Source organism: Pseudomonas sp. 11/12A, assembly GCF_000800055.1.
In the GTDB taxonomy this organism is placed as follows: Bacteria; Pseudomonadota; Gammaproteobacteria; order Pseudomonadales; family Pseudomonadaceae; genus Aquipseudomonas; species Aquipseudomonas mohnii.
Genome location: NZ_JUGV01000001.1, coordinates 529,656 through 551,734, shown reverse-complemented (window position 1 = coordinate 551,734; position 22,079 = coordinate 529,656). Strand labels below are relative to the sequence as shown.

The window sequence follows — 22,079 nt, the reverse complement described above, 5'->3', positions numbered from 1 at the left end:
CCTACAACCGCTGCAAATGCCCATATAGCTTGGCATACAGGCCGCCATCAGCGATTAACTGCTGATGGTCGCCATCCTCGGCGATTTTCCCGCCGTCGAACACCAGCACCCTGTCGGCTTGTTTCACCGCCGACAGCCGGTGGGCGATGATCAGCGTGGTGCGGTTACTCAGGAACCGTGCCATCGCCTGATGCAGGTTGTATTCGGTGGCAGCATCCAGCGCTGAAGTGGCCTCGTCGAGGATCACCACTTTCGGCTCGGCCAACACCATCCGCGCGATCGCCAGGCGTTGCCGCTGGCCACCGGACAAACGCACGCCGGAGCGTCCGACGATGCTGTCCAGGCCATTGGGCAAGTCACGAATCGTGGCGTGCAACTGCGCGATTTCCAGCGCATGCCAGCAAGCCTCGTCACTGCGTTCACGGCCCATGGTCAGGTTGGCGCGCACGGTGTCGTTGAACAGCGCCGGGTGTTGCAGGACCACGGCGACATTCTCCCGGACAGTCTCCAGACCGATCTCTTGCTGAGTCGAACCGCCGAAACGAATGGTGCCGGCCAGTGGCGTGTACAAGCCCAGCAGCAGTTGCACCAGGGTGCTCTTGCCACCCCCGCTGGCGCCGACGATCGCGACTTTCTCGCCGGGGGCGATGGACAGGTTCATCTGGTTCAGCACCAGTTCATCGCCGTAGCCAAAACTCAAGCCCTGAACCTCGATGCCCACCGTCTCGCGGCCGTTGAACGGATCGACCCCTTTCGGGTACTCCGGCTCATCGGCGCGGGACAGCAGTTCGTTGATTCGCGACAGGGCACCGCCCGCAGCGTAATAGGCGTATTGCAGGTTCAGCAGTTGTTCAACCGGCCCGATCATGAACCACAGGTAGCTGAAGACCGCGAGCATCTGGCCGATGGACAGGTCGGAAAACAGCACCGTCAGCATTGCCGCGGCACGAAAAATATCGATGCCGAACTGGAACAGCAAGCCGCTGGCCCGGTTTGAGGCATCGGTTTTCCACTGGGAGCTCACCGCGTAATCACGGACTTCCCTGGCCCGCAGCCCCAGTCGACCTAGGAAGAAACCCTGACGGTTGCCAGCACGCACTTCCTGGATCGCATCGAGGGTTTCGGTCAGCGCCTGGGTGAAGCGCGAAGTGCTGTCGTTCTCGAGCTTTTTCAGGTGCTTGACCCGCTTGCCCAACTGCACCGTGGCGTAGATCACCAACGGGTTGAACAACAGGATCAGCAGCGCCAGTTTCCAGTGCATCCACATCAGAATGCCCGCGGTCCCCACCAGCGTCAGCAAGGCCACGAGGAAACGGCTGAGGGTTTCTCCGACGAACTTGTCCAGGGTGTCCAGGTCGGTGACCAGGTGCGTGGTCACCGTGCCGCTGCCCAGGCTTTCGTATTCCCCCAGCGAAATACGCTTGAGGCGCTCGATCAGCCGGATGCGAATGCGGTAGACGATGTCCTTGGCCAGCGCCGCGAACAACCGCGCCTGCACCACGTTGAACAGTAAGGCGGCACAGCGCAGCGTCAGGGTCACCAGCAGCATCAGGCCGATATAACCCGCAGCCTTCTGCCAGGCATCCGGCAGCGCGTGGTTCATGATTTTCAGCGCAGCGTCACCATGCCCCAGCAACACTTCGTCCACCAGCAATGGCAAGAGCAAGGGGATGGGCACACTGCAAAGCGTCGCCAGCACGGCCACGCCGTTGGCGATCCACAAGGACTTTTTGTGATGAAGCGCCAGACGACGAATTTCCGCCCAGCTCAACCGATCGACACGTTTTACCGTCGCGCTATCGTCGGGCAGATCATGCACAGGCAGCGCGCTCCAGCCAGCGGCCGAGCAGCGGGGAAAGTACACTGAGCGGCTGGTAACCATTGGTCAGCAGCGCCAATTGACCATTTCGCTCAGCCAGCAAGGTCGGGAAACCGGCAATGCCCAGGTCCTGGACCCACGTGAAATCGGCAGCCGTAGCGGCGTGCATATCGGCACGGTCGAAAGCGGCGGCGAACTCGATGCGCGGCAGGCCGGCACGCTCCGCCAGCTCAACCAGAACGCTGGCGTGGGTGACATCGCGACCTTCGGCATAAAACGCCTGCTGAATCAGGCCGAGCAGTTTCCACGCACAATCCGGCGCCAGGCTGCGCGCCGTCACTAGCGCCCGACAGGCGGGCTCGGTGTCGTAGACGAATCCATCCGGCAAGGCCCCTTCCAGTTTGAACGGCTGGCCGGTGGCCTCGGTGACCGCCTGCCAATGCTCGAGGATGTAACGCCGCGTGGTCGGTTCAAGCGCCGCGCCACTGCCGGTACGCAAACCGCCCACCACCAGGTGCACGTCCACTCCTGCTGCCTGCGCCTGCTCGACCAGCGCGTTGGCCACCGGGGCAAAGCCCCAGCACCAGGAACACATCGGGTCCATCAAGTAGAGCAGGCGACATGCAGACATGATTCAAGCCTCAGAGGTGATTTGCTTGTAGTTGTAGCCGATCGGGTGAGGCATGTTGCGAGCCTTGGCCAGCTCGATCTGTTTTTGCCGATCGATGGCGCTGCGACGGGTTTTCTCGCTCAGTTTGTCCCAGCAATGCGGGCAACTGATACCGGCCACGTAATGTTCGGATGCACGGTCTTCGACGCTGACCGGCGTACGACAGGCGTGGCACTGATCGTAGTCGCCTTCGCTCAGATCGTGGCGAACGGTCACGCGATTGTCGAACACGAAGCAGTCGCCCTGCCATTTGGTTTCTTCCTGCGGCACCTCTTCGAGGTACTTCAGGATGCCGCCCTTGAGGTGATAGACCTCATCGAAGCCTTCGCTGAGCATATAGCTCGAGGCCTTTTCACAACGAATGCCGCCGGTGCAGAACATCGCGACCTTCTTGTGCACGGCCGGGTCGAAGTTGGCTTTGATGTAGTCGGGGAATTCGCGAAAACTGGTGGTTTTCGGGTCGATCGCGCCTTCAAAGGTACCGATCGACACTTCATAGTCGTTTCGGGTATCGATCAATAACACTTCCGGATCGCTGATCAGCGCGTTCCAGTCCTGCGGATCAACGTAAGTGCCGACCTTTTTGTTCGGGTCCACGCCTTCCACGCCGAGGGTGACGATTTCTTTCTTGAGTTTGACCTTGGTGCGGTAGAACGGCTGCTCGTCGCAATACGACTCTTTATGGTCGATGTCGTCCATGCGCGGGTCGTTCTTGAGCCAGGCCATGAGCCCGTCGATGCCTTCGCGGCTGCCGGACACGGTGCCGTTGATGCCTTCATTGGCGATCAGCAGGGTGCCTTTGATGCCGTTGTCGACCATCGCCTTGAGCAGGGGCTCGCGCAGGTCGACGTAATTTTCCAGGGTGACGAACTTATACAGTGCCGCCACGACAATCTGTTGTGTCATGGGTGATTCTCCAGGTGGCTACCCTCGTAAGGGGTGAACCGGATACGAAAAAAAACGCGCCGGGTGAGCGGCGCGTTGCATATTCTAACAAAAACCGTGTGATTTAGGACGGCGAGATGACGTTGTGGCGAGGGAGCCTGCTCCCTCGCCACAACAGCCCATCAGCCCATCACTTTAATGACTGCCACCTGCACAAGTCGGCGAAGCCGGAGCCGCGTCGATCTGTGCCCACTCTTCTGGCGTGTAGGTATGCAGCGCCAACGCGTGGAACTCGCCCATCAACTCGCCCAGCGTGGCATAGACCTTCTGGTGACGCTTGACGCGATTGAGCCCGGCAAACTGCTCACTGACCACGACAGCCTTGTAATGGGTCTGCAACCCGCGGCTGTGCATATGGCTTTCATCCAGCACCTGCAGATGCTGGGGCTGCAGCAGCCCCAGCGTCGATTCGATGCGTTGTTGCATGGTCATACCAGACTCCGCTTAAGGCTTTTTCTTGGCTGGAGCGGTCGCGTCTTTCGGCGTCAGCTCGGCGGTCATGTCAGCCAGCAGCTTGTTGACCACCGGCACTGCGCTTTCCAGCTTGGCTTGAGTCATCTGCGCCGATTGCTGGGTCAGCTGCGGCATTTTTTCCAGGACTTTCTTGCCCAGTGGCGACTGGTAGAACGCTACCAGGTCCTTGAGTTCGGACTCGGAGAAGTTGCTGGTGTAGAGCTTGACCATGTCCGGCTTGAGCTTGTTCCAGCCAATGGCTTGGTCCAGGGCGGCGTTAGCCTTGGCCTGGTAGGTTTCGAGTACGGCTTTTTTCGATTCCGGGGCTTTGGTTTGCTCGAAGCGTTGAGCGAACATCTGCTGAACTTGCATGTACACCGGAGTGCCCAATTTGTCAGCGTGCGCCAGGGTCAGGAAGGCCTCGGCACTGGCGTTGTGGCTGGCGGTATCGGCAAAAACCTGGCCGCTGGCGCAAACCAGTGCAACCGCGGTACAGATGGCACGAAGACGAGTCATCGAGTTTCCTTTTCTAGCAGGCGAGGTAAAACCCCAAGGACGACCATTCTGCGCCTAAAAAAGTGTGTCACTCAACCCCAAGCCTTGTCGCGCCTGATTTAGAGGGGTTCAATGGGCACAATCCCGACTGATGGAACCACGGCCGTCGATCACGGCCTAAACTGCGCAATCGAACTGACAGGAGTGTGACCGATGAGCCGTATCGAAACCGACAGCCTTGGCCAGGTTGAAGTCCCGGATGAAGCCTACTGGGGCGCTCAGACGCAACGCTCACTGGTTAACTTTGCCATTGGCACCGAACGCATGCCGCTGGCCGTGCTCCATGGCCTGGCGCTGATCAAGAAAGCGGCCGCCCGGGTCAACGACCGTAATGGCGATTTGCCCGCCGACATCGCCCGATTGATCGAACAAGCAGCCGATGAAGTGCTCGATGGCAGCCATGACGATCAGTTTCCCCTGGTGGTCTGGCAAACCGGTAGCGGTACCCAGAGCAACATGAACGTCAACGAAGTGATCGCCGGGCGCGCCAACGAGCTGGCCGGCAACCCGCGCGGCGGAAAGTCGCCTGTGCACCCCAACGATCACGTCAATCGCTCCCAGAGCTCCAACGACTGCTTCCCCACCGCCATGCACATTGCTGCGGCCCAGGCCGTGCAACATCATCTGCTGCCGGCGATCAACGAATTGTCGGGCGGCCTGGCCGAGCTGGCGGCGCGCCACATGAAGCTGGTCAAGACCGGCCGCACGCACATGATGGACGCGACGCCGATTACCTTCGGCCAGGAAATCTCGGCATTCATCGCGCAACTGGATTACGCCGAACGAGCGATCCGCAGCGCGCTGCCGGCGGTTTGCGAACTGGCCCAGGGCGGTACCGCGGTGGGTACCGGGTTGAATTCGCCCCACGGTTTCGGTGAGGCCATCGCAGCAGAGCTGGCCGCGCTTTCCGGCCTGCCGTTCGTCACCGCGCCCAACAAATTCGCCGCGCTGGCCGGCCACGAGCCGCTGACCACGCTGTCCGGCGCGTTGAAAACCCTCGCCGTGACGCTGATGAAAATCGCCAACGACTTGCGCCTGCTGGGTTCGGGGCCACGTGCAGGATTGGCCGAGGTAAAACTGCCGGCCAACGAACCGGGGAGCTCGATCATGCCCGGCAAGGTCAACCCGACCCAATGCGAAGCGTTGTCGATGCTGGCCTGTCAGGTGCTGGGCAACGACGTCACCATCGGTTTCGCCGCGAGTCAGGGGCATTTGCAACTGAACGTGTTCAAACCGGTGATCATCCACAACTTGCTGCAATCGATCCGTCTGTTGGGCGACGGCTGCAGCAACTTCCAGCAGCATTGCATCGCCGGCCTGGAGCCGGATGCCGAGAAAATGGCGGAACACCTGGAACAGGGGTTGATGCTGGTGACCGCGCTGAACCCGCACATCGGCTATGACAAATCGGCGGAAATTGCCAAGAAAGCCTACGCGCAAGGGCTGACCCTGCGTGAGGCAGCCATTGAGCTGGGGTACCTGACTGATGAACAGTTCGACGCATGGGTGCGGCCGGAGAATATGCTGGAGGCTGGCGCCAAGGGCTGATTTTTGTAGCGCCTGACCGTTCGCCATCGCGAGCAAGCTCGCTCCCACAGGTTTTGTGTCGTTCACGGAAATGGTGACCACCGCAAAACCTGTGGGAGCGTGACTTGCCCGCGATGAACGATAACGCGAATTAGCTCGCTGCCATCCGCACTTTCCGGGCCTTGAGTCCCGCAATCAGAGAAGGCCCCAACGCCACCAACGCCGACCCCAGCACCACCAGCACCGCCCCGCCATAGCCCAGGCCATTGATCGTCTCGGCATGCACGTACTCGGGCCACCACAAGGCCGCCAGGGCCACGGCACCGAAGGTCACCAGAGGTGTAATCGCCAGGGTCGCACTGACCCGGGATGCTTCCCAATGGGCCAACGCTTCGGCAAAGGCGCCGTAGGCAATCAGGGTGTTCATACAGCAGGCCAGCAGCAGCCAGCCTTGCAGTGGGTTCAATTGCAGCGCTTCGAGCGGATGCACCCAAGGCGTCAGCAATAATCCGCAGAACAGGTAGATCACCATCATCACCTGCAACGAATTCCACACCGTGAGCAACTGCTTTTGCCCCAGCGCATAAAAGGTCCAGACCGTGGACGCCAGCAGCACCATCAGCACGCCGGCGGTGTAATCGGTCAAGGAGGTCAGCAGCTCACTCAAGCGTTGATTGAAAAACAGGGCAAAACCGACCAGCAGCACCAGCAAGCCAATCCCCTGCCCCAGGCTGAAGCGCTCCTTGAACACGAACACACTGGCGATCAGCAACATAATCGGCCCCATCTGCACCACCAGTTGCGCGGTGCCGGGGCTGAGCAGGTTCAGGCCCATCAAATACAACACGTAGTTGCCCACCAGACCGAGCACCGCCATCAACACCAGCCAGCCACCGCGCGGGCCGAGCGCTCGGCGACTGGGCAAACGCCGGGTCGTCGCCAGGTAGATGAACAGGCAGCCACCGGACACCATCAGGCGAAACCAGGTCACCGTGACCGGGTCCATCACCAGCAATACCTGCTTGAGCTTGATCGGCAGGATTCCCCACAGCAACGCGGTCAGCAAGGCCAGGAACAGACCGTAAACCCAGCGACCCGATGAAATGTGCATGTGATCCCCAGCGCGAACGTTCAAGAACCCTCATTCTAGGCGCACCCTCGTGTGACACACAGGGACAGTTTGCGTCTGGCCGCTAATGAAACTGTGCAGGTCGCATCATGGATTTGACGGCCAGCCCAGGCTGTTTAACGCACGGCCTCGAACAATCCGGTAGCCCCCATCCCGCCGCCCACGCACATGGTGACGATGCCGTAACGCAGGTTACGTCGCTGCAACTCACGAACGAGGTGACCCACCTGACGCGATCCGGTCATACCGAAGGGATGGCCGATGGAAATCGAGCCGCCATTGACGTTGTATTTGTCGTTATCGATTTCCAGGCGATTACGCGCGTACAGGCACTGCGAGGCGAACGCTTCATTGAGCTCCCACAGGTCGATGTCGGCGATCCGCAGGCCTTTTGCCTTGAGCAGCTTGGGCACCGAAAACACCGGGCCAATGCCCATTTCATCCGGCGCGCATCCGGCCACGGCAAAACCCCGGAAGAACGCTTTCGGCTTGAGCCCCAGTTCAAGGGCCTTTTCCAGGCTCATTACCAAGGTCATGGACGCTCCGTCGGACAACTGTGAAGAGTTGCCGGCCGTCACCGAGCCGTCCTCGGCAAACACCGGGTTCAGAGCAGCCAGACTTTGCAGCGAGGTGTCGGGTCGGTTGCAGTCATCGCGATCCACCACCCCCTCAACGATCTGCACCTGACCGGTGGCCTTGTCTTCAACGCGATATTTCACTGCCATCGGCGCGATTTCATCGTCGAACAGCCCGGCGGCCTGGGCCTGAGCCGTACGTTTTTGGCTTTGCAGGGCATACAGGTCCTGCTCTTCGCGGCTGACGCTGTAACGGCGAGCGACGATTTCCGCAGTCTGGCCCATTGGAAAATAGATACCCGGCACCTGCTCCTTGAGCAGCGGATTGATCAGGTTGTCCGTGTTGACGCTTTTCATGGTCAGGCTGATCGACTCGACGCCACCGGCCACGATGATATCGCTGCAGCCCGAAGCGATCTGGTTGGCGGCGATGGCGATCGCCTGCAAGCCCGACGAACAGAAGCGGTTGAGGGTCATGCCGGCGGTGCCGATACCCAGTTGCGACAGCACGGCGACATTGCGACCGATGTTGTAGCCCTGGGCACCTTCGTTGGAACCGGCGCCGACGATGCAGTCCTCGACGCTGGCCGGGTCGATACCCGTGCGTTTCAACAAGGCGTTGACACAGTGAGCCGCCATGTCGTCGGGACGGGTCATGTTGAATTTGCCGCGAAAGGATTTGGCCAGGCCAGTCCGCACGCTGTCGACGATCACCACTTCACGCATGGCATACCTCATTGTTGTTGTCGGTTGAGAGTGACCCGAGCATAAGCTCACTCAATTACCGACCGCGACAATCATTCACCTCGCGTATGCGTAACCATCGGTTCATTTCTTGCCTTTCTGTGCCTTGCGTTCATGTTTGTCGGACTTTTCGAATGCTTGCTCCAGTGCCAGGTTGATGGTGCGCAAGACCTTCACTCGCGCCCAGCGCTTGTCATTGGCTTCCACCAGGGTCCAGGGCGAAATCTCGGTACTAGTGCGGTCGACCATGTCGCCGACGGCGCCGCGGTAGTCATCCCATTTATCGCGATTGCGCCAGTCATCCTCGGTGATCTTGAAGCGCTTGAAGGGAATATTCTCGCGCGCCTGGAAACGCTCCATTTGTGTTTGCTTATCGATGGCCAACCAGAACTTGACCACGATCACGCCGGCATCGGCGATCTGCTCTTCGAAATCGTTGATTTCGCTGTAGGCGCGCAACCAGTCGGCCGGGCTACAGAAGCCTTCAACGCGCTCCACCAGCACCCGGCCATACCAGGAACGGTCGAACACGGTGAATTTGCCTCTGGCTGGAAGATGCCGCCAGAAACGCCAGAGATACGGCTGCGCCCGCTCTTCTTCGGTCGGCGCGGCAATCGGCACAATGTTGTACTGGCGCGGATCGAGCGCCGCGGCGACCCGGCGGATCGCCCCGCCCTTGCCCGCCGCGTCATTGCCTTCGAACACCGCTACCAGTGCGTGGCGTCGCATGCGCTTGTCACGCATCAACCCGGAAAACCGTGCCTGCTCGGTGATCAGTTGCTCTTCATATTCCTCTTTGTCCAGGTGCAACGTCAGGTCAAGACTATCGAGCAAGTTCACATGATCGACGCTGACGGGCAATGGCGCGGCGCTGACTTTGTCGGGGTGAATCGTCGGCCGGTTCAGGGCGCCTTGCAGGCCTTCGAGCAAAATCCTGCCCACCGCCAGGCTGCGATAGCGCGGGTCCATCCCGGCGATCACATGCCATGGCGCGTAATCACGGCTGGTGCGACGCAGAACGCGCTCGCCATATTTCACAAACTTGTCGTAAGTCTGCGATTGCTGCCAGTCCAGTGGACTGATGCGCCAGCTGTGCAGCGGGTCATCGGCCAAGGCCTTGAGACGATCCTTCATTTGCTTCTTGGAGAGGTGGAACCAGAACTTGAAGATCAAGGCGCCTTCATCGCACAGCATCTTTTCCAGGCGCTCGGCACCATTGATGCCTTGATCCAGTCGAGCGTTCTTGAACGCGCCGTGCACCCGCCCCTGCAGCATCTGGCTGTACCAGTTGCCAAAGAAGACCCCCATGCGCCCCTTGGCCGGGAGCATCCGCCAGTAGCGCCAGGCCGGTGGTCGCGCCAGTTCTTCGTCGGTTTGCTGATCGAAGGTGCGAACCTCGATCAGACGCGGGTCCATCCATTCGTTGAGTAATTTGACCGTCTCGCCCTTGCCGGCGCCTTCAACACCGTTGATTAAAATGATCACCGGAAAACGCTTTTGCTGCTGCAACTCGAATTGCGCTTCGAGCAAGGCTTCACGCAGGGCCGGCACTTCGGTGTCATAGGTTTCTTTGTCGATCACGTGATCGATTTCAGCAGATTCGAACATGAATGACTCCCTTCCAGATGTGAGCAAGACTAGCGGATTGGACTAGAGGCCAACCGAGAATTTCCGCGCGATCCATTTTTGTGGCGAGGGGGCTTGCCCCTCGCCACAAAACAGCGATTTTCCCTGACAGCCGTAACGCGGCAATTGCCATGGATCAAGCACCCCGCCCACGATCGGCTAGAATGGCCGCCTTGCCGTTGCCGAGCCTGCCATGAAACCTGTAATGCCCCACGCCCAACTCGACTGGGACGACCAAGGTCGCCCGTATTCGCGAGTGTTCGACGATGTGTATTTCTCCGACAAGTCGGGGCTGGACGAAACCCGCTATGTGTTCATCGAACAGAACCGCCTGGCGGAACGCTTCGCCGCGTTGCCCCAGGGCGGTCGCCTGGTGATTGGCGAGACCGGTTTCGGCACCGGGCTGAATTTTTTGTGTGCCTGGCAGGTGTTCGAGCAACACGCGGCGACTGATGCCCGATTGCATTTTGTCAGTGTCGAAAAATACCCCTTGAGCCCGGCCGATCTGCAACGGGCCCTGGCACTGTGGCCAGAGCTCAAACCCCTTGCCGATCAATTGCTGGGGCAATACGTTGCGATCCATCAAGGGTTCCAGCGCCTGACACTGGCCAATGGCCGGGTGACCCTGACGCTGCTCATCGGCGATGCACTGGAGCAGTTGCCGCAACTGGACGCCCGGATCGACGCCTGGTTTCTCGATGGCTTTGCTCCGGCTAAAAACCCCGACATGTGGACCGCTGAACTGTTCGCTGAACTGGCACGCCTGGCCGCCCCGGGCTCGACCATCAGCACCTTCACCAGCACCGGTTGGGTCCGCCGCCTGCTCAATGCCGCCGGCTTTAAAATGAAACGCACACCCGGCATCGGCCACAAGTGGGAAATCCTGCGCGGCGAGTTCCTTGGCTGGCCCCACGAGGTTGCCGCTCCGGCGCCGGACAAGCCCTGGTTTGCCCGACCTGCCGCGCTGACCGGTGAACGCCGCGCCCTGGTGATCGGTGCCGGGCTGGCCGGTTGCGCCAGTGCCGCCAGTCTCGCTGCACGGGGCTGGCAGGTGAGCGTGCTGGAGCGACACAAGGATGTCGCACAGGAGGCTTCGGGCAACCCGCAAGGCGTGCTTTACCTCAAGCTATCGGCCCATGGCACGACGCTGTCGCAAATGATCGTCAGTGGTTTCGGCTACACCCGGCGCCAGCTCGAGCACTTGCAGAGAAGCACCGACTGGGACGATTGCGGCGTGCTGCAACTGGCGTTCAACGCCAAGGAAGCCGAACGTCAGTTGCAACTGGCCGAGGCCTTTCCCGCGGACCTGCTGCACCTGCTGGATCAGCCCCAGGCCCAAGCCCTGGCCGGTATCGGTCTGGCGCAGGGCGGCCTGTACTACCCGGAAGGTGGCTGGGTCCATCCGCCGGCGCTGTGCCAATGGCAGATGGCGCATCCGCAGATTCAATTGCTCGCGCATCACGATGCCCTGGAATTGCGCAGGGTCGATGGCGAGTGGCAGGCCTGGGACGGCGAGCAGTTGCTTGCCTGTGCACCGGTGGTGGTGCTGGCCGGCGCTGCCGAGATCCAGCGCTTCCCCCAAACCGCCGGACTGCCGCTCAAGCGCATTCGCGGACAAATCACTCGCCTGCCGCAAACCCCGCAGAGCCATGCGCTGAACACGGTGGTCTGTGCCGAAGGCTATGTTGCCCCGGCGCGTCTGGGCGAACACACCCTGGGCGCCAGTTTCGACTTCAAGAGCGATGACCTGACGCCGACCACAGCCGAGCACTTGGGCAATCTGACCATGCTCGAAGAGATCTCCCACGATCTGGTCACGCGTCTGCAGATCGACAAACTGGACCCCGAAAGGCTTCAGGGTCGCGCCGCCTTTCGCTGCACCAGCCCCGACTATCTGCCGATCGTCGGCCCCCTGGCAGACAGCGATGCATTTACCCAGGCCTATGCCGCGCTGAGCAAGGACGCCCGACAGGTGCCGGACGTCGAATGCCCGTGGCTGGACGGCTTGTACATCAATAGCGGCCACGGCTCGCGCGGCTTGATCACCGCTCCGCTGTCCGGGGAACTGCTGGCGGCCTGGCTGGATGACGAACCCCTGCCACTGCCCAGAAGCGTGGCTGAAGCCTGCCATCCCAACCGGTTTGCCTTGCGGCGCCTGATTCGCCGAACCAACGCCTGACGCAGCCCCTTGCGGTCGGATGACGTTCAGCCAAACGGCGGCCCATCCGGCCCTTATAACTTATCGGTCTAAAACTCCAGGGATTCAGCCGGGTCAGTTTTTGAGTACCCGCCGCTTTGGCGCGGTAATCGAATGACCCTCCCCAACGGAAAAACCGGTAAGGAATTTATGTGCGGATTAGCTGGCGAGTTACGTTTTGACAATCAACCTGCAGACCTCGCAGCGGTTGAACGAATCACCCATCACCTGGCGCCTCGCGGCCCCGACGCCTGGGGTTTTCACAGTCAAGGGCCGATAGCCCTGGGCCATCGCCGCCTGAAAATCATGGACCTGTCGAACGGTTCGGCGCAGCCGATGATCGATCATCAACTGGGCCTGTCCCTGGCCTTCAACGGCGCGATCTACAACTTCCCCGAACTGCGTATCGAACTGGAAAGCCTCGGCTACGCCTTCTATTCCGGTGGCGACACCGAAGTGCTGCTCAAGGGCTTTCACGCCTGGGGCGAGGCATTGCTGCCCAAACTCAACGGCATGTTTGCCTTCGCCATTTGGGAGCGCGACACCCGACGCCTGTTCATCGCCCGTGACCGGCTCGGGGTGAAACCGCTGTACCTGTCGCGCACCGGCCAGCGCCTGCGCTTTGCCTCGTCCCTGCCGGCGTTGCTAAAGGGCGGCGACATCAACCCGATCCTCGATCCGGTCGCGCTCAATCACTATCTGAACTTCCACGCCGTGGTACCGGCACCGCGAACCTTGCTGGCGGGCATCGAAAAACTGCCGCCGGCCACCTGGATGCGTGTCGAAGCCAATGGCAGCACCGAGCAGAAAACCTGGTGGACCCTGCCCTACGGCCCACACGCCGATGAGATGAATCTGACGCTCGAAGACTGGATCGACCGGGTGCTCGACAGCACGCGTGACGCCGTGGCGATCCGTCAGCGTGCGGCGGTAGACGTTGGCGTGTTGCTGTCCGGCGGTGTCGATTCGAGCCTGCTGGTCGGTCTGTTGCGTGAAGTCGGCGTGGAAAACCTGTCCACGTTCTCCATCGGTTTCCAGGACGCCGGCGGTGAGCGTGGCGACGAGTTCCAGTATTCAGATCTGATCGCCAAACACTACGGCACTCGCCACCATCAACTGCGTATCGACGAAAAAGAAATCATCGAGCAGTTGCCCGCCGCGTTCCGCGCCATGAGCGAACCGATGGTCAGTCATGACTGCATCGCCTTCTATCTGCTGTCACGGGAAGTGGCCAAGCACTGCAAAGTGGTGCAAAGCGGCCAGGGCGCCGACGAACTGTTCGCCGGCTATCACTGGTACCCGCAGGTGGACGGCGCACGCGACCCGTATGCCGCCTATCGCGAGGCGTTTTTCGACCGCAGCTACGACGAATACGCCGCCACTGTTCAGCCCAAATGGCTGACGGCCAACGACGCTGCGGGCGACTTCGTGAAGGAACATTTCGCACAGCCCGGTGCGGACGCAGCGGTGGACAAAGCCCTGCGCCTGGACAGCACGGTGATGCTGGTGGATGACCCGGTCAAACGCGTCGACAACATGACCATGGCCTGGGGCCTGGAAGCGCGCACGCCGTTTCTCGACTATCGCCTGGTGGAGTTGTCGGCCCGGGTGCCGGGTCAATACAAATTGCCGGATGGCGGCAAGCAAGTATTGAAGGAAGCCGCGCGCCGGGTGATTCCGAGCGAGGTGATCGACCGCAAGAAAGGTTACTTCCCGGTACCGGGTCTCAAGCATTTGCAAGGCGACACGCTGAACTGGGTCCGCGAACTGCTGCTCGATCCCAGTCAGGATCGCGGTCTGTTCAAGCCCGCCATGCTCGACCGCCTGCTGACCGATCCGCAGGGGCAGTTGACCCCGCTGCGCGGCTCCAAGCTGTGGCAACTGGCGGCCCTGAACCTGTGGCTCAGCGAACAAGGAATCTGATCGATGAAACCTCACGCCACGGCCATCAACCAACGCTTGTTGCGCGGCCAGACACCCTCGTACGAACGCTTGCAGGCACGTCTGGCCGAAGACGGCAGCGAGTTGGGGGGCGCGCCAATCGCCCTGCATTGCGGCTGGGGGAGGTTGCTGATCGGCCACACCTTTGCCGATGCGGCCAGCCTTGCCCAAGAGTTACTCAACGAGCAGCCCGGCGAACGCGATATCGCCCTGTACGTCGCCGCGCCGCAACAAGTGCTGGGACTGGAACCGACCCAGTTATTTCTCGATCCCTCCGACACCTTGCGCCTGTGGTTCAGCGATTACCGTCAGGCCACCCGGGTATTTCGCGGCTTTCGCATCCGCCGTGCCCAAAGTGAAGCGGACTGGAGCGCGATCAATCAGCTGTACCAGGCGCGGGGCATGCTGCCGATCGATGCCACGTTGCTGACGCCACGGGGCTCGGGCGGGCCGGTGTACTGGCTGGCCGAAGACGAGGACAGCGGCGCGGTGATTGGCAGCGTCATGGGCCTCAATCATCACAAGGCCTTCAATGATCCGGAAAACGGCAGCAGCCTCTGGTGCCTGGCGGTCGATCCGCATTGCTCGCGACCGGGGGTCGGCGAAGTGCTGGTACGGCACCTGATCGAACACTTCATGAGTCGTGGCCTGAGTTACCTCGACCTGTCGGTGCTGCACGACAATCGGCAGGCGAAGAACCTCTACGCCAAGCTCGGTTTTCGCAACCTCTCGACGTTCGCCATCAAGCGCAAGAACGGGATCAATCAGCCGTTGTTCCTCGGCCCGGGCCCCGAGGCGCCGTTCAATCCCTATGCGCGGATCATCGTCGAAGAAGCCCATCGACGCGGCATTGACGTGCAAGTCGATGACGCCGATGCCGGGATGTTCACCCTCAGCCACGGCGGGCGCCGGGTGCGCTGTCGCGAGTCACTCAGCGATCTGACCAGCGCCATCAGCATGAGCCTGTGCCAGGACAAAAGCCTGACCCACAAAGTGCTCAAGAACGCGGGCCTGAACCTGCCGGCGCAACAATTGGCGAGCAACGCCGATGACAACCTGGCGTTTCTCGACGAGCACCACAGGGTGGTGGTCAAGCCGCTGGACGGCGAACAAGGGCAAGGTGTGGCGGTGGATTTGCAGACCATCGAAGACGTCCAGCACGCCATCGAAGCCGCTCGCCGCTTCGACAGTCGCGTGCTGCTGGAAAGCTTCCACGAAGGCCTTGATCTAAGGATTCTGGTGATTGGCTTTGAAGTGGTCGCCGCCGCGATTCGTCGACCGGCCGAAGTGGTTGGCGATGGACAGCATTCCATCGGCGCGTTGATCGAAGCCCAGAGCCGACGCCGACAGGCCGCCACGGACGGTGAAAGCAAAATCCCGCTGGATGCGGAAACGCAACGCACCTTGCAGGCCGCCGGTTACGACTACAGCAGCATTCTGCCGGCGGGCGAGCACTTGTTCGTAAGGCGAACGGCAAATCTTCACACCGGCGGGATTCTCGAAGACGTCACCGCGATCCTGCACCCGACACTGGCGGATGCCGCCGTGCGTGCCGCGCGGGCGCTGGATATTCCCGTGGTTGGCCTCGACCTGATGGTGAGTGCCGCCGATCAACCGGAGTATGTGTTCATCGAAGCCAATGAGCGGGCCGGACTGGCCAACCATGAGCCACAGCCGACGGCTGAACGCTTTGTGGATCTGTTGTTTCCCCATAGTCAGCCGGTTGCATGACGTTGATGCATTGCCAGCACCATCGCCTTCGCGAGCAAGCTCGCTCGCACATTTGCCTGCACTCCCCTGCTCGAAAAAGGGTCCTGACAGACACCGACTCACTCCCTCATCGAAACCATCGATGTGCTCAACCCCATCAGGAGTTTCCATGACCATCAAATACCCGGAACCCGATCTGACCTACCTGCAAAAAGTCCTGCTGGAAATGCTCGCCATTCCCAGCCCCACCGGGTTCACCGACACCATCGTGCGCTATGTCGCCGAACGCCTTGAAGAGCTGGGCATTCCCTTCGAAATGACCCGCCGCGGCACCATTCGCGCCACGCTCAAGGGCAAGAAGAACAGCCCGGATCGCGCCGTTTCCGCGCACTTGGACACCATTGGCGCGGCCGTACGCGCCGTCAAGGACAACGGGCGCCTGACCCTCGCCCCGGTGGGATGCTGGTCGAGCCGTTTCGCCGAAGGCAGTCGCGTCAGCCTGTTTACCGACAACGGAGTAATCCGTGGCAGCGTATTGCCGTTGATGGCGTCGGGACATGCGTTCAACACGGCGGTGGATGAAATGCCGATCAGTTGGGATCACATCGAATTGCGCCTGGATGCCTACTGCACCACCCGCGCCGATTGCGATTCGCTGGGCATCAGTGTCGGCGATTTCGTCGCCTTCGACCCGCTGCCGGAGTTCACTGAAAGCGGCCACATCAGCGCTCGCCACCTCGACGACAAGGCCGGTGTGGCGGCGCTGCTGGCGGCGTTGAAAGCGATCGTCGACAGCGGTGAGGAATTGCTGATCGACTGTCATCCACTGTTCACCATCACCGAGGAAACCGGCAGCGGCGCGGCGGCTGCATTGCCTTGGGACGTCAGCGAGTTCGTCGGCATCGACATCGCACCGGTCGCCCCCGGCCAGCACTCCAGCGAACATGCGGTGAGCGTGGCGATGCAGGATTCCGGCGGGCCGTATGACTATCACTTGTCACGGCACCTGCTGCGCCTGGCCAGTGACAACGAGTTGCCGGTACGCCGCGATCTGTTCCGTTACTACTTCAGCGATGCTCACTCGGCCGTGACCGCCGGCCATGACATCCGCACCGCCCTGCTTGCTTTCGGCTGCGACGCCACCCACGGCTACGAACGCACCCACATCGACAGCCTCGCGGCCCTCAGTCGCCTGCTCGGCGCCTATATCCTCAGCCCGCCGGTGTTCGCCAGCGATGCGCAACCGGCCAAGGGTTCGCTGGACCGCTTCAGTCACCAGATCGAACACGAAACGCAGATGGAAAGCGACACGCGAGTGCCGTCCGTGGATAGCCTCCTGGGCCAACGCAACAATAGCTAAGCCGGTATTTCGCTGACCGGTCTACCGTCATCGCCAGCAGGCTGGCTCCCACTGGGTTCTGCACTTTACTGTGGGGCCAGCGTGCTGGCGATGGCGCCTGACCCGACAACGCAGGACCGAGGCTAGCCCCGGCCCGTGATTCACCGTAGCATCGCGCCATTGATTTAACCGAGGTGCCTATGCTGATCCCCCACGACCAACTGGAAGTCGACACCCTGACCCGCCTGATCGAAGATTTCGTCACCCGTGACGGTACCGACAACGGTGATGACACCCCGCTTGAAACCCGCGTGCTGCGAGTGCGTCAGGCATTGACCAAGGGGCAGGCATTGATTGTCTTCGACCCGGAAAGCGAGCAATGCCAGCTGATGCTCAAGCACGACGTACCCAAGCACCTATTCGACTGATTTTTTGGGCCGGGGCAGTTTGCGCTGGATGCGCTCGTAGATTTCGCATCGGTACACTTTGACGTTGCGCGGAGCCTCGACGCCGAAGCGCACTTCACCGCCGTTGATGCCAACGACGCGTATCGAAATGCTGTCACCGATGGAAATCAACTCGCCTACAACACGGCTGAGTACAAGCATGGCCTTCGTCCTTCAAGGTTACCGGACCTTGAAGATGCCCGGCGTACCGCAGCGCTTCAAGGCAACAGTGGCAATCCAGACCGAAGCTACAAGCACAGACCCACAGCACTGAAAGAAACGTCTGACAAATCGATCAGGCACTTCCTTCACGACGCGGTAAAACGCGGGCCAAACAGGATGACGCTCGCCCCGATCACACACAATGCCACGCCGATCCAGTCCGAACCGAGTGGACGAATCCGCTCGACCACCGCCAGCCAGCCAATCGATGCAATGATGTAAATGCCCCCGTAGGCGGCATAGGCGCGACCGGCGTAGACCGCTTCGACACGGGTCAGCAACACCGCGAACAAGGTCAGGCTGAGCAGCGCCGGCACGATCCACCAAGCGCTTTTGCCCTGGCGCAACCACATCCAGAAGGCAAAACAGCCAGCGATTTCAAACAGCGCGGCGAGGAAAAACCACAGGTAGTTGAGCATGCGAACGCCTCGCGAGGATGACCGATGGCGGCCACCCTAACGAGGCTGTTCCGTGGGGGCAAGTTCAGCCTGCGGTTTGTTTGGCCTTGGCGCGCATCTTGTCGGCCATCAGGGTCATTTCGTTGTAGAGCAGTTGCGGGTTTTTCTGCTTGAGCGCCCAAGCCATGCGGCCCTGCTCATGGGGCAGGATCATGAACTCGCCGGCGGCGACCTGCTGATAGATGTAGTCAGCGATGTCTGCCGCGCTGATCGGCGAGCTTTCCAGCAGTTTGCCGACCTGGGCTTTCATCGCCGGGGTCGGGCCGCGGAACGAGTCCAGCAGATTGGTCTGGAAGAACGATGGGCAAACCACGTGCACGCCGACTTCCTGCTGGGCCAATTCAATCAGCAGACTTTCGGACAGTGCCACCACGCCAGCCTTGGCCACGTTGTAGTTGCTCATGGCCGGACCTTGCATCAACGCGGCCATCGACGCGATGTTGATGATCTTGCCCTTGCTTTGCTCCAGCAGCGGCAGGAAGGCCTTGCACCCCTTGACCACGCCCATCAGGTTGATCGCGATTTGCCAGTCCCAGTCTTCCAGGGACAGTTCACTGAAGAACCCACCGGACGCCACGCCGGCGTTGTTGACGATGACATCGATACCACCCAGTTTCACTTCGCAGGCCTGGGCGAAGGCGGTCAACTGGCTGTAATCGCGCACATCGCAGCGCTGGATGAAACCGTCGCCGCCGGCTTCGCGAACCAACTTCAGGGTTTCCTGCAGGCCCGGCTCGCTGACGTCCGACAAGGCCAGCTGCCAGCCTTCGCGCGCCCAGCGCAGCGCGATTTCGCGACCCAGGCCGGAGCCCGCACCAGTGATCATCATGCGATTTTGCATAGCAAACAGCCTTGTTGTTCGGGGGAAGATGCAGCGAGTGTAGCGAAGGATATTGCCCGACCCACGCTCCATCAGATTGCTGAATGCCCCGAGCAAACCGCAGGCGCGTCCGACCCAACTAACACAATTAACCCCGAAACAGCACATTGTTCGAAAAACATCGAAAAAACTTGGAATTTATAGCGTGCGCGGCAGTCCGATTTTTTAAGCAGCTAGAATTAATTTCATTCCCGCTGACCGTTAACGATCAGGTCATTCCCGAATACATCCAACAAGGAAACAGTCATGGGCACAATTCTTATCGTAATTCTGATCTTGTTACTGATCGGTGGCTTGCCGGTCTTCCCACACTCCAGAAGTTGGGGTTATGGGCCATCGGGCATCATCGGCGTCGTGTTGGTCGTGCTGCTGATCCTGCTCTTGCTCGGCAAAATATGAAGATCTGACCGGCAAAAAAAAGTAGGAGCGAGCCTGCTCGCGATGGACTTGATGACGACGCGCTTATCCAGAAAATACGCGTCGTCGTTAACGTCCATCGCGAGCAGGCTCGCTCCTACAGGTGTTTGTTTCTCTATTGCCGCTTTACTTAGTCCGGCTTGCCGTCAACCACACCGGCGGTGTTGTCGAGCAGGCTCTTGGTGGCCGTCTGCAGGAACGACTCAAGCTTCAGCTTCAGTGCCGCTTCATCGGACGACTCCGGAATCAACTCACCTTTAGGATTCGCGCCCAGCTCGTACCGGTAGAGTTTCGGCGACATTTCCTTCGGCAATACCAATACGCGATCGGCGGTGAGCAAGGCGACGGTCTGATCGCTGCCCGATGGCTTGATCACGCCAAAACCCTTGTCGCCTTCCGGCAGGTTGAGCAGGTCGCGCCCCCAGCACTGATGGCGCACTTCACCACCCAGTCGACCCATGATCGTCGGCACTATGTCAATTTGAGTCCCGACGGTGTGGTCACGCTGGCCGAATTTTTCCTGAATGCCCGGTGCAATCATCAGCATCGGGACGTTGAAACGCCCCAGATCCATTTCGGTGATCTGCTGTTCGTTGCCAAAACCGTGGTCACCGACGATCACAAACAGGGTTTCGTTGAAGTACGGCTCCTTGCGTGCCTTCTCGAAGAACTGACCCAGCGCCCAGTCGGAGTAACGCATGGCGGTCAAGTGCTCATTCAGGTTGCCGCGATCGGTCACTCGCTCAACGGGCAATGGCGACGGCAAGGCGTAAGGTGTGTGGTTGGACAGGGTTTGCAGCAAGGCATAGAACGGTTTTTTATCCTTGCCATCACGAGCCTTCAGCTCTTCCAGGCCACGGTTGAACATGTCCTGGTCAGACACACCCCAGGTCGGGTCGGAGAACACCGGGTTAACGAAGTCGTTACGCCCGATGAAGTTGGTCATGCCCTGGTTGCTGAAGAAACCTGACTGGTTATCCCAGGCGAAGTCACCATTGTAGACATACACGTCATCGTAATGACGGGCACTGAGCAATTGCGGCAGACCAGACAGCTTGTGACTGCCTTCCGGCGTTTGCATCAGGTATTCGAAACCCGGCAGGTTCGGGAAGCACGCCATGGTGGCGAACATACCCTGGTGGGTGTGGGTGCCGTTGGAGAAGAAGCGGTCGAACAACAGACCCTCCTTCGACAGTTTGTCGAGGTATGGCGTGATGTTGCCCGGTGCACCCAATGCCCCCACCGAGTGACCGGCCATGCTTTCCATCAGGATCACGACGACGTTCTTGATCGGCAGGGTCTTGTCTGCCGGAGGCGTATAAACGCGACGTACGGCAGCGGTATCGCCATCCACCAGTTTTTCGTCCTTCATCACCAGCATGTCACGCACGGTCTGCTGTGCCTCGGGATGTGGCAATGTCGCTTTCCAAATGTTGCTGCGCTCGTCGGACATCCGGCTCTTGGCGGCGGCAATCAGTTGCAGGGTACCGTTAAGGCCCAACTGGTTGGCGAAGTTCGAGTCGGTGGTGTAGACGTCACCCCAACGCAGCGGTGGGCCCTGACGCAAGGTGCCACGGGCAGCGACCACGCAGATCAGCAGGCAGACCACGAAAACCGCCATTCGCGCATACCACGGGGCAACCTGACGCGTACCAATGCTGCCGCCGCTGAAGGGGCCACGAGGACGGGTCGCACGATCAGCCCCCTTGAATGCCAGGCTGAGGATCCAGGTGCCTACGGCCCAGGCCAGCAGGTAGCGAACGACCGGAAAACCGTACCAGAGCATGCTCATCACGGTTTTCGGATCTTCTTTTACATATTGGAAAACCAGGCCGTTGAGGCGCTGGTGGAACTCACGGTAGAAATCCATCTCCATGAGGCCCAGGAACAGGGCGATGCTCGAAGCAACCGTCAACCAGAAGCGGAACAGCCCGCGCGCCGCCATGGTACGGACGCTAAACAACGCGAGCAGCAACGGAACGCTGAGGTAAACCACCAGGCGCAAATCGAAACGCAGGCCGTTGGCGAATGCTTCGAGAAATGTCGAGGCTGGAGTGGAGAGGATCATCTCGCGGTTGTAGACCAGCAGCGCGACGCGCAGTGCGGAAAACATCACCATCATGACCAAAGCACACAGCAGTGTATAAGCCAGATGCGATTTGACGGTCGGTTGCAGCAGGCGATTTGAAGCTCGCTGCTGATTCAGGGCGTCCGGGATTGCCATGTCGTAGTAGGACCCATTGGAAGTTGAAGTTTCAAAAATACAGCTGCGCCCTGCCCTCTGTTGACCAAATCCTGGCCCGGGGTTTGCGCGATGCGCAAATGTTGCACGATCAACCGCAGCATTGCCATTGATAAGTGTTCGTCGATGCAGACGCGCGCGAATTGTCTTGGAGGCGTTGTGAAAATTTCGTGCAACGCATATC

The 22,079-nt window shown here is 60.3% G+C and carries 19 protein-coding genes; 7 read left to right on the top strand and 12 right to left on the bottom strand.

Annotated features, from left to right (window positions below):
* Position 1: 1 nt before the first annotated feature.
* The 5 genes from GQ39_RS02615 to GQ39_RS02595 all read right to left on the bottom strand — a co-directional run bounded on the left by GQ39_RS02615 (position 2) and on the right by GQ39_RS02595 (position 4,403).
* Entirely contained in the window at positions 2–1,819 is a 1,818-nt protein-coding gene (locus tag GQ39_RS02615) for an ABC transporter ATP-binding protein (RefSeq protein ID WP_047527080.1), read from the bottom strand.
* Entirely contained in the window at positions 1,812–2,414 is a 603-nt protein-coding gene (locus GQ39_RS02610; protein WP_177329346.1) for a DsbA family protein, read from the bottom strand. Before GQ39_RS02610 ends, GQ39_RS02615 begins: the two co-directional genes overlap by 8 nt.
* A gap of 39 nt (positions 2,415–2,453) precedes the next feature.
* Positions 2,454–3,395, bottom strand: coding sequence for an oxygen-dependent tRNA uridine(34) hydroxylase TrhO (gene trhO, locus GQ39_RS02605; protein ID WP_047527077.1), 942 nt, complete (start codon positions 3,393–3,395; stop codon positions 2,454–2,456).
* Positions 3,396–3,569: 174 nt separating this feature from the next.
* Positions 3,570–3,866 (bottom strand): BolA family protein, encoded by a 297-nt coding sequence (locus tag GQ39_RS02600; protein ID WP_047527075.1) that lies wholly within the window; start codon positions 3,864–3,866, stop codon positions 3,570–3,572.
* A gap of 12 nt (positions 3,867–3,878) precedes the next feature.
* The gene (locus tag GQ39_RS02595) at positions 3,879–4,403 is read right to left on the bottom strand and encodes a DUF2059 domain-containing protein (protein ID WP_047527074.1); all 525 of its coding nucleotides are present in this window, start codon (positions 4,401–4,403) and stop codon (positions 3,879–3,881) included.
* Positions 4,404–4,595: 192 nt separating this feature from the next.
* On the opposite strand from GQ39_RS02595, the gene GQ39_RS02590 reads away from it, so the two are divergent.
* Positions 4,596–5,990: a class II fumarate hydratase gene (locus GQ39_RS02590; RefSeq protein ID WP_047527072.1), complete on the top strand. Its 1,395-nt coding sequence runs from the start codon at positions 4,596–4,598 to the stop codon at positions 5,988–5,990.
* A gap of 130 nt (positions 5,991–6,120) precedes the next feature.
* Here GQ39_RS02590 and GQ39_RS02585 read toward each other — a convergent pair whose 3' ends face one another.
* The 3 genes from GQ39_RS02585 to pap all read right to left on the bottom strand — a co-directional run bounded on the left by GQ39_RS02585 (position 6,121) and on the right by pap (position 10,025).
* Positions 6,121–7,080: a DMT family transporter gene (locus tag GQ39_RS02585; protein WP_047527071.1), complete on the bottom strand. Its 960-nt coding sequence runs from the start codon at positions 7,078–7,080 to the stop codon at positions 6,121–6,123.
* 134 nt (positions 7,081–7,214) lie between these two features.
* Complete coding sequence (locus GQ39_RS02580; protein WP_047527070.1) at positions 7,215–8,399, bottom strand: thiolase family protein; 1,185 nt, start codon at positions 8,397–8,399, stop codon at positions 7,215–7,217.
* A 102-nt stretch (positions 8,400–8,501) separates the two neighbouring features.
* Complete coding sequence (gene pap, locus GQ39_RS02575; protein WP_047527069.1) at positions 8,502–10,025, bottom strand: polyphosphate:AMP phosphotransferase; 1,524 nt, start codon at positions 10,023–10,025, stop codon at positions 8,502–8,504.
* A gap of 211 nt (positions 10,026–10,236) precedes the next feature.
* Here pap and mnmC point away from each other — a divergent pair, with 211 nt between their 5' ends.
* The 5 genes from mnmC to GQ39_RS02550 all read left to right on the top strand — a co-directional run bounded on the left by mnmC (position 10,237) and on the right by GQ39_RS02550 (position 17,658).
* Entirely contained in the window at positions 10,237–12,222 is a 1,986-nt protein-coding gene (gene mnmC, locus GQ39_RS02570) for a bifunctional tRNA (5-methylaminomethyl-2-thiouridine)(34)-methyltransferase MnmD/FAD-dependent 5-carboxymethylaminomethyl-2-thiouridine(34) oxidoreductase MnmC (RefSeq protein WP_047527068.1), read from the top strand.
* 168 nt (positions 12,223–12,390) lie between these two features.
* Positions 12,391–14,163: an N-acetylglutaminylglutamine amidotransferase gene (locus GQ39_RS02565; RefSeq protein ID WP_047527067.1), complete on the top strand. Its 1,773-nt coding sequence runs from the start codon at positions 12,391–12,393 to the stop codon at positions 14,161–14,163.
* A 3-nt stretch (positions 14,164–14,166) separates the two neighbouring features.
* A complete protein-coding gene (gene ngg / locus GQ39_RS02560) occupies positions 14,167–15,912 on the top strand; it encodes an N-acetylglutaminylglutamine synthetase (protein WP_047527065.1) in 1,746 nt (581 codons plus the stop codon).
* Between the two features lie 148 nt (positions 15,913–16,060).
* Positions 16,061–17,251, top strand: coding sequence for an osmoprotectant NAGGN system M42 family peptidase (locus GQ39_RS02555; RefSeq protein ID WP_047527064.1), 1,191 nt, complete (start codon positions 16,061–16,063; stop codon positions 17,249–17,251).
* 179 nt (positions 17,252–17,430) lie between these two features.
* Positions 17,431–17,658, top strand: coding sequence for a YheU family protein (locus GQ39_RS02550; protein WP_003199186.1), 228 nt, complete (start codon positions 17,431–17,433; stop codon positions 17,656–17,658).
* Here GQ39_RS02550 and csrA read toward each other — a convergent pair.
* The 3 genes from csrA to GQ39_RS02535 form a co-directional block, all read right to left on the bottom strand.
* A complete protein-coding gene (gene csrA, locus GQ39_RS02545; protein ID WP_047527050.1) occupies positions 17,647–17,838 on the bottom strand; it encodes a carbon storage regulator CsrA in 192 nt (63 codons plus the stop codon). The genes GQ39_RS02550 and csrA overlap by 12 nt on opposite strands.
* A gap of 146 nt (positions 17,839–17,984) precedes the next feature.
* Positions 17,985–18,317: a YnfA family protein gene (locus tag GQ39_RS02540; protein ID WP_047527048.1), complete on the bottom strand. Its 333-nt coding sequence runs from the start codon at positions 18,315–18,317 to the stop codon at positions 17,985–17,987.
* 64 nt (positions 18,318–18,381) lie between these two features.
* Positions 18,382–19,197 (bottom strand): SDR family oxidoreductase, encoded by an 816-nt coding sequence (locus GQ39_RS02535; RefSeq protein WP_047527046.1) that lies wholly within the window; start codon positions 19,195–19,197, stop codon positions 18,382–18,384.
* A gap of 285 nt (positions 19,198–19,482) precedes the next feature.
* On the opposite strand from GQ39_RS02535, the gene GQ39_RS31180 reads away from it, so the two are divergent.
* Positions 19,483–19,635, top strand: a complete 153-nt coding sequence (locus GQ39_RS31180) for a DUF3309 family protein (RefSeq protein WP_008012020.1) — start codon at positions 19,483–19,485, stop codon at positions 19,633–19,635.
* A 148-nt stretch (positions 19,636–19,783) separates the two neighbouring features.
* Here the strand turns inward: GQ39_RS31180 and GQ39_RS02525 are convergent, their stop codons facing one another.
* Complete coding sequence (locus GQ39_RS02525) at positions 19,784–21,877, bottom strand: LTA synthase family protein (RefSeq protein WP_047527042.1); 2,094 nt, start codon at positions 21,875–21,877, stop codon at positions 19,784–19,786.
* Positions 21,878–22,079 lie beyond the last annotated feature (202 nt).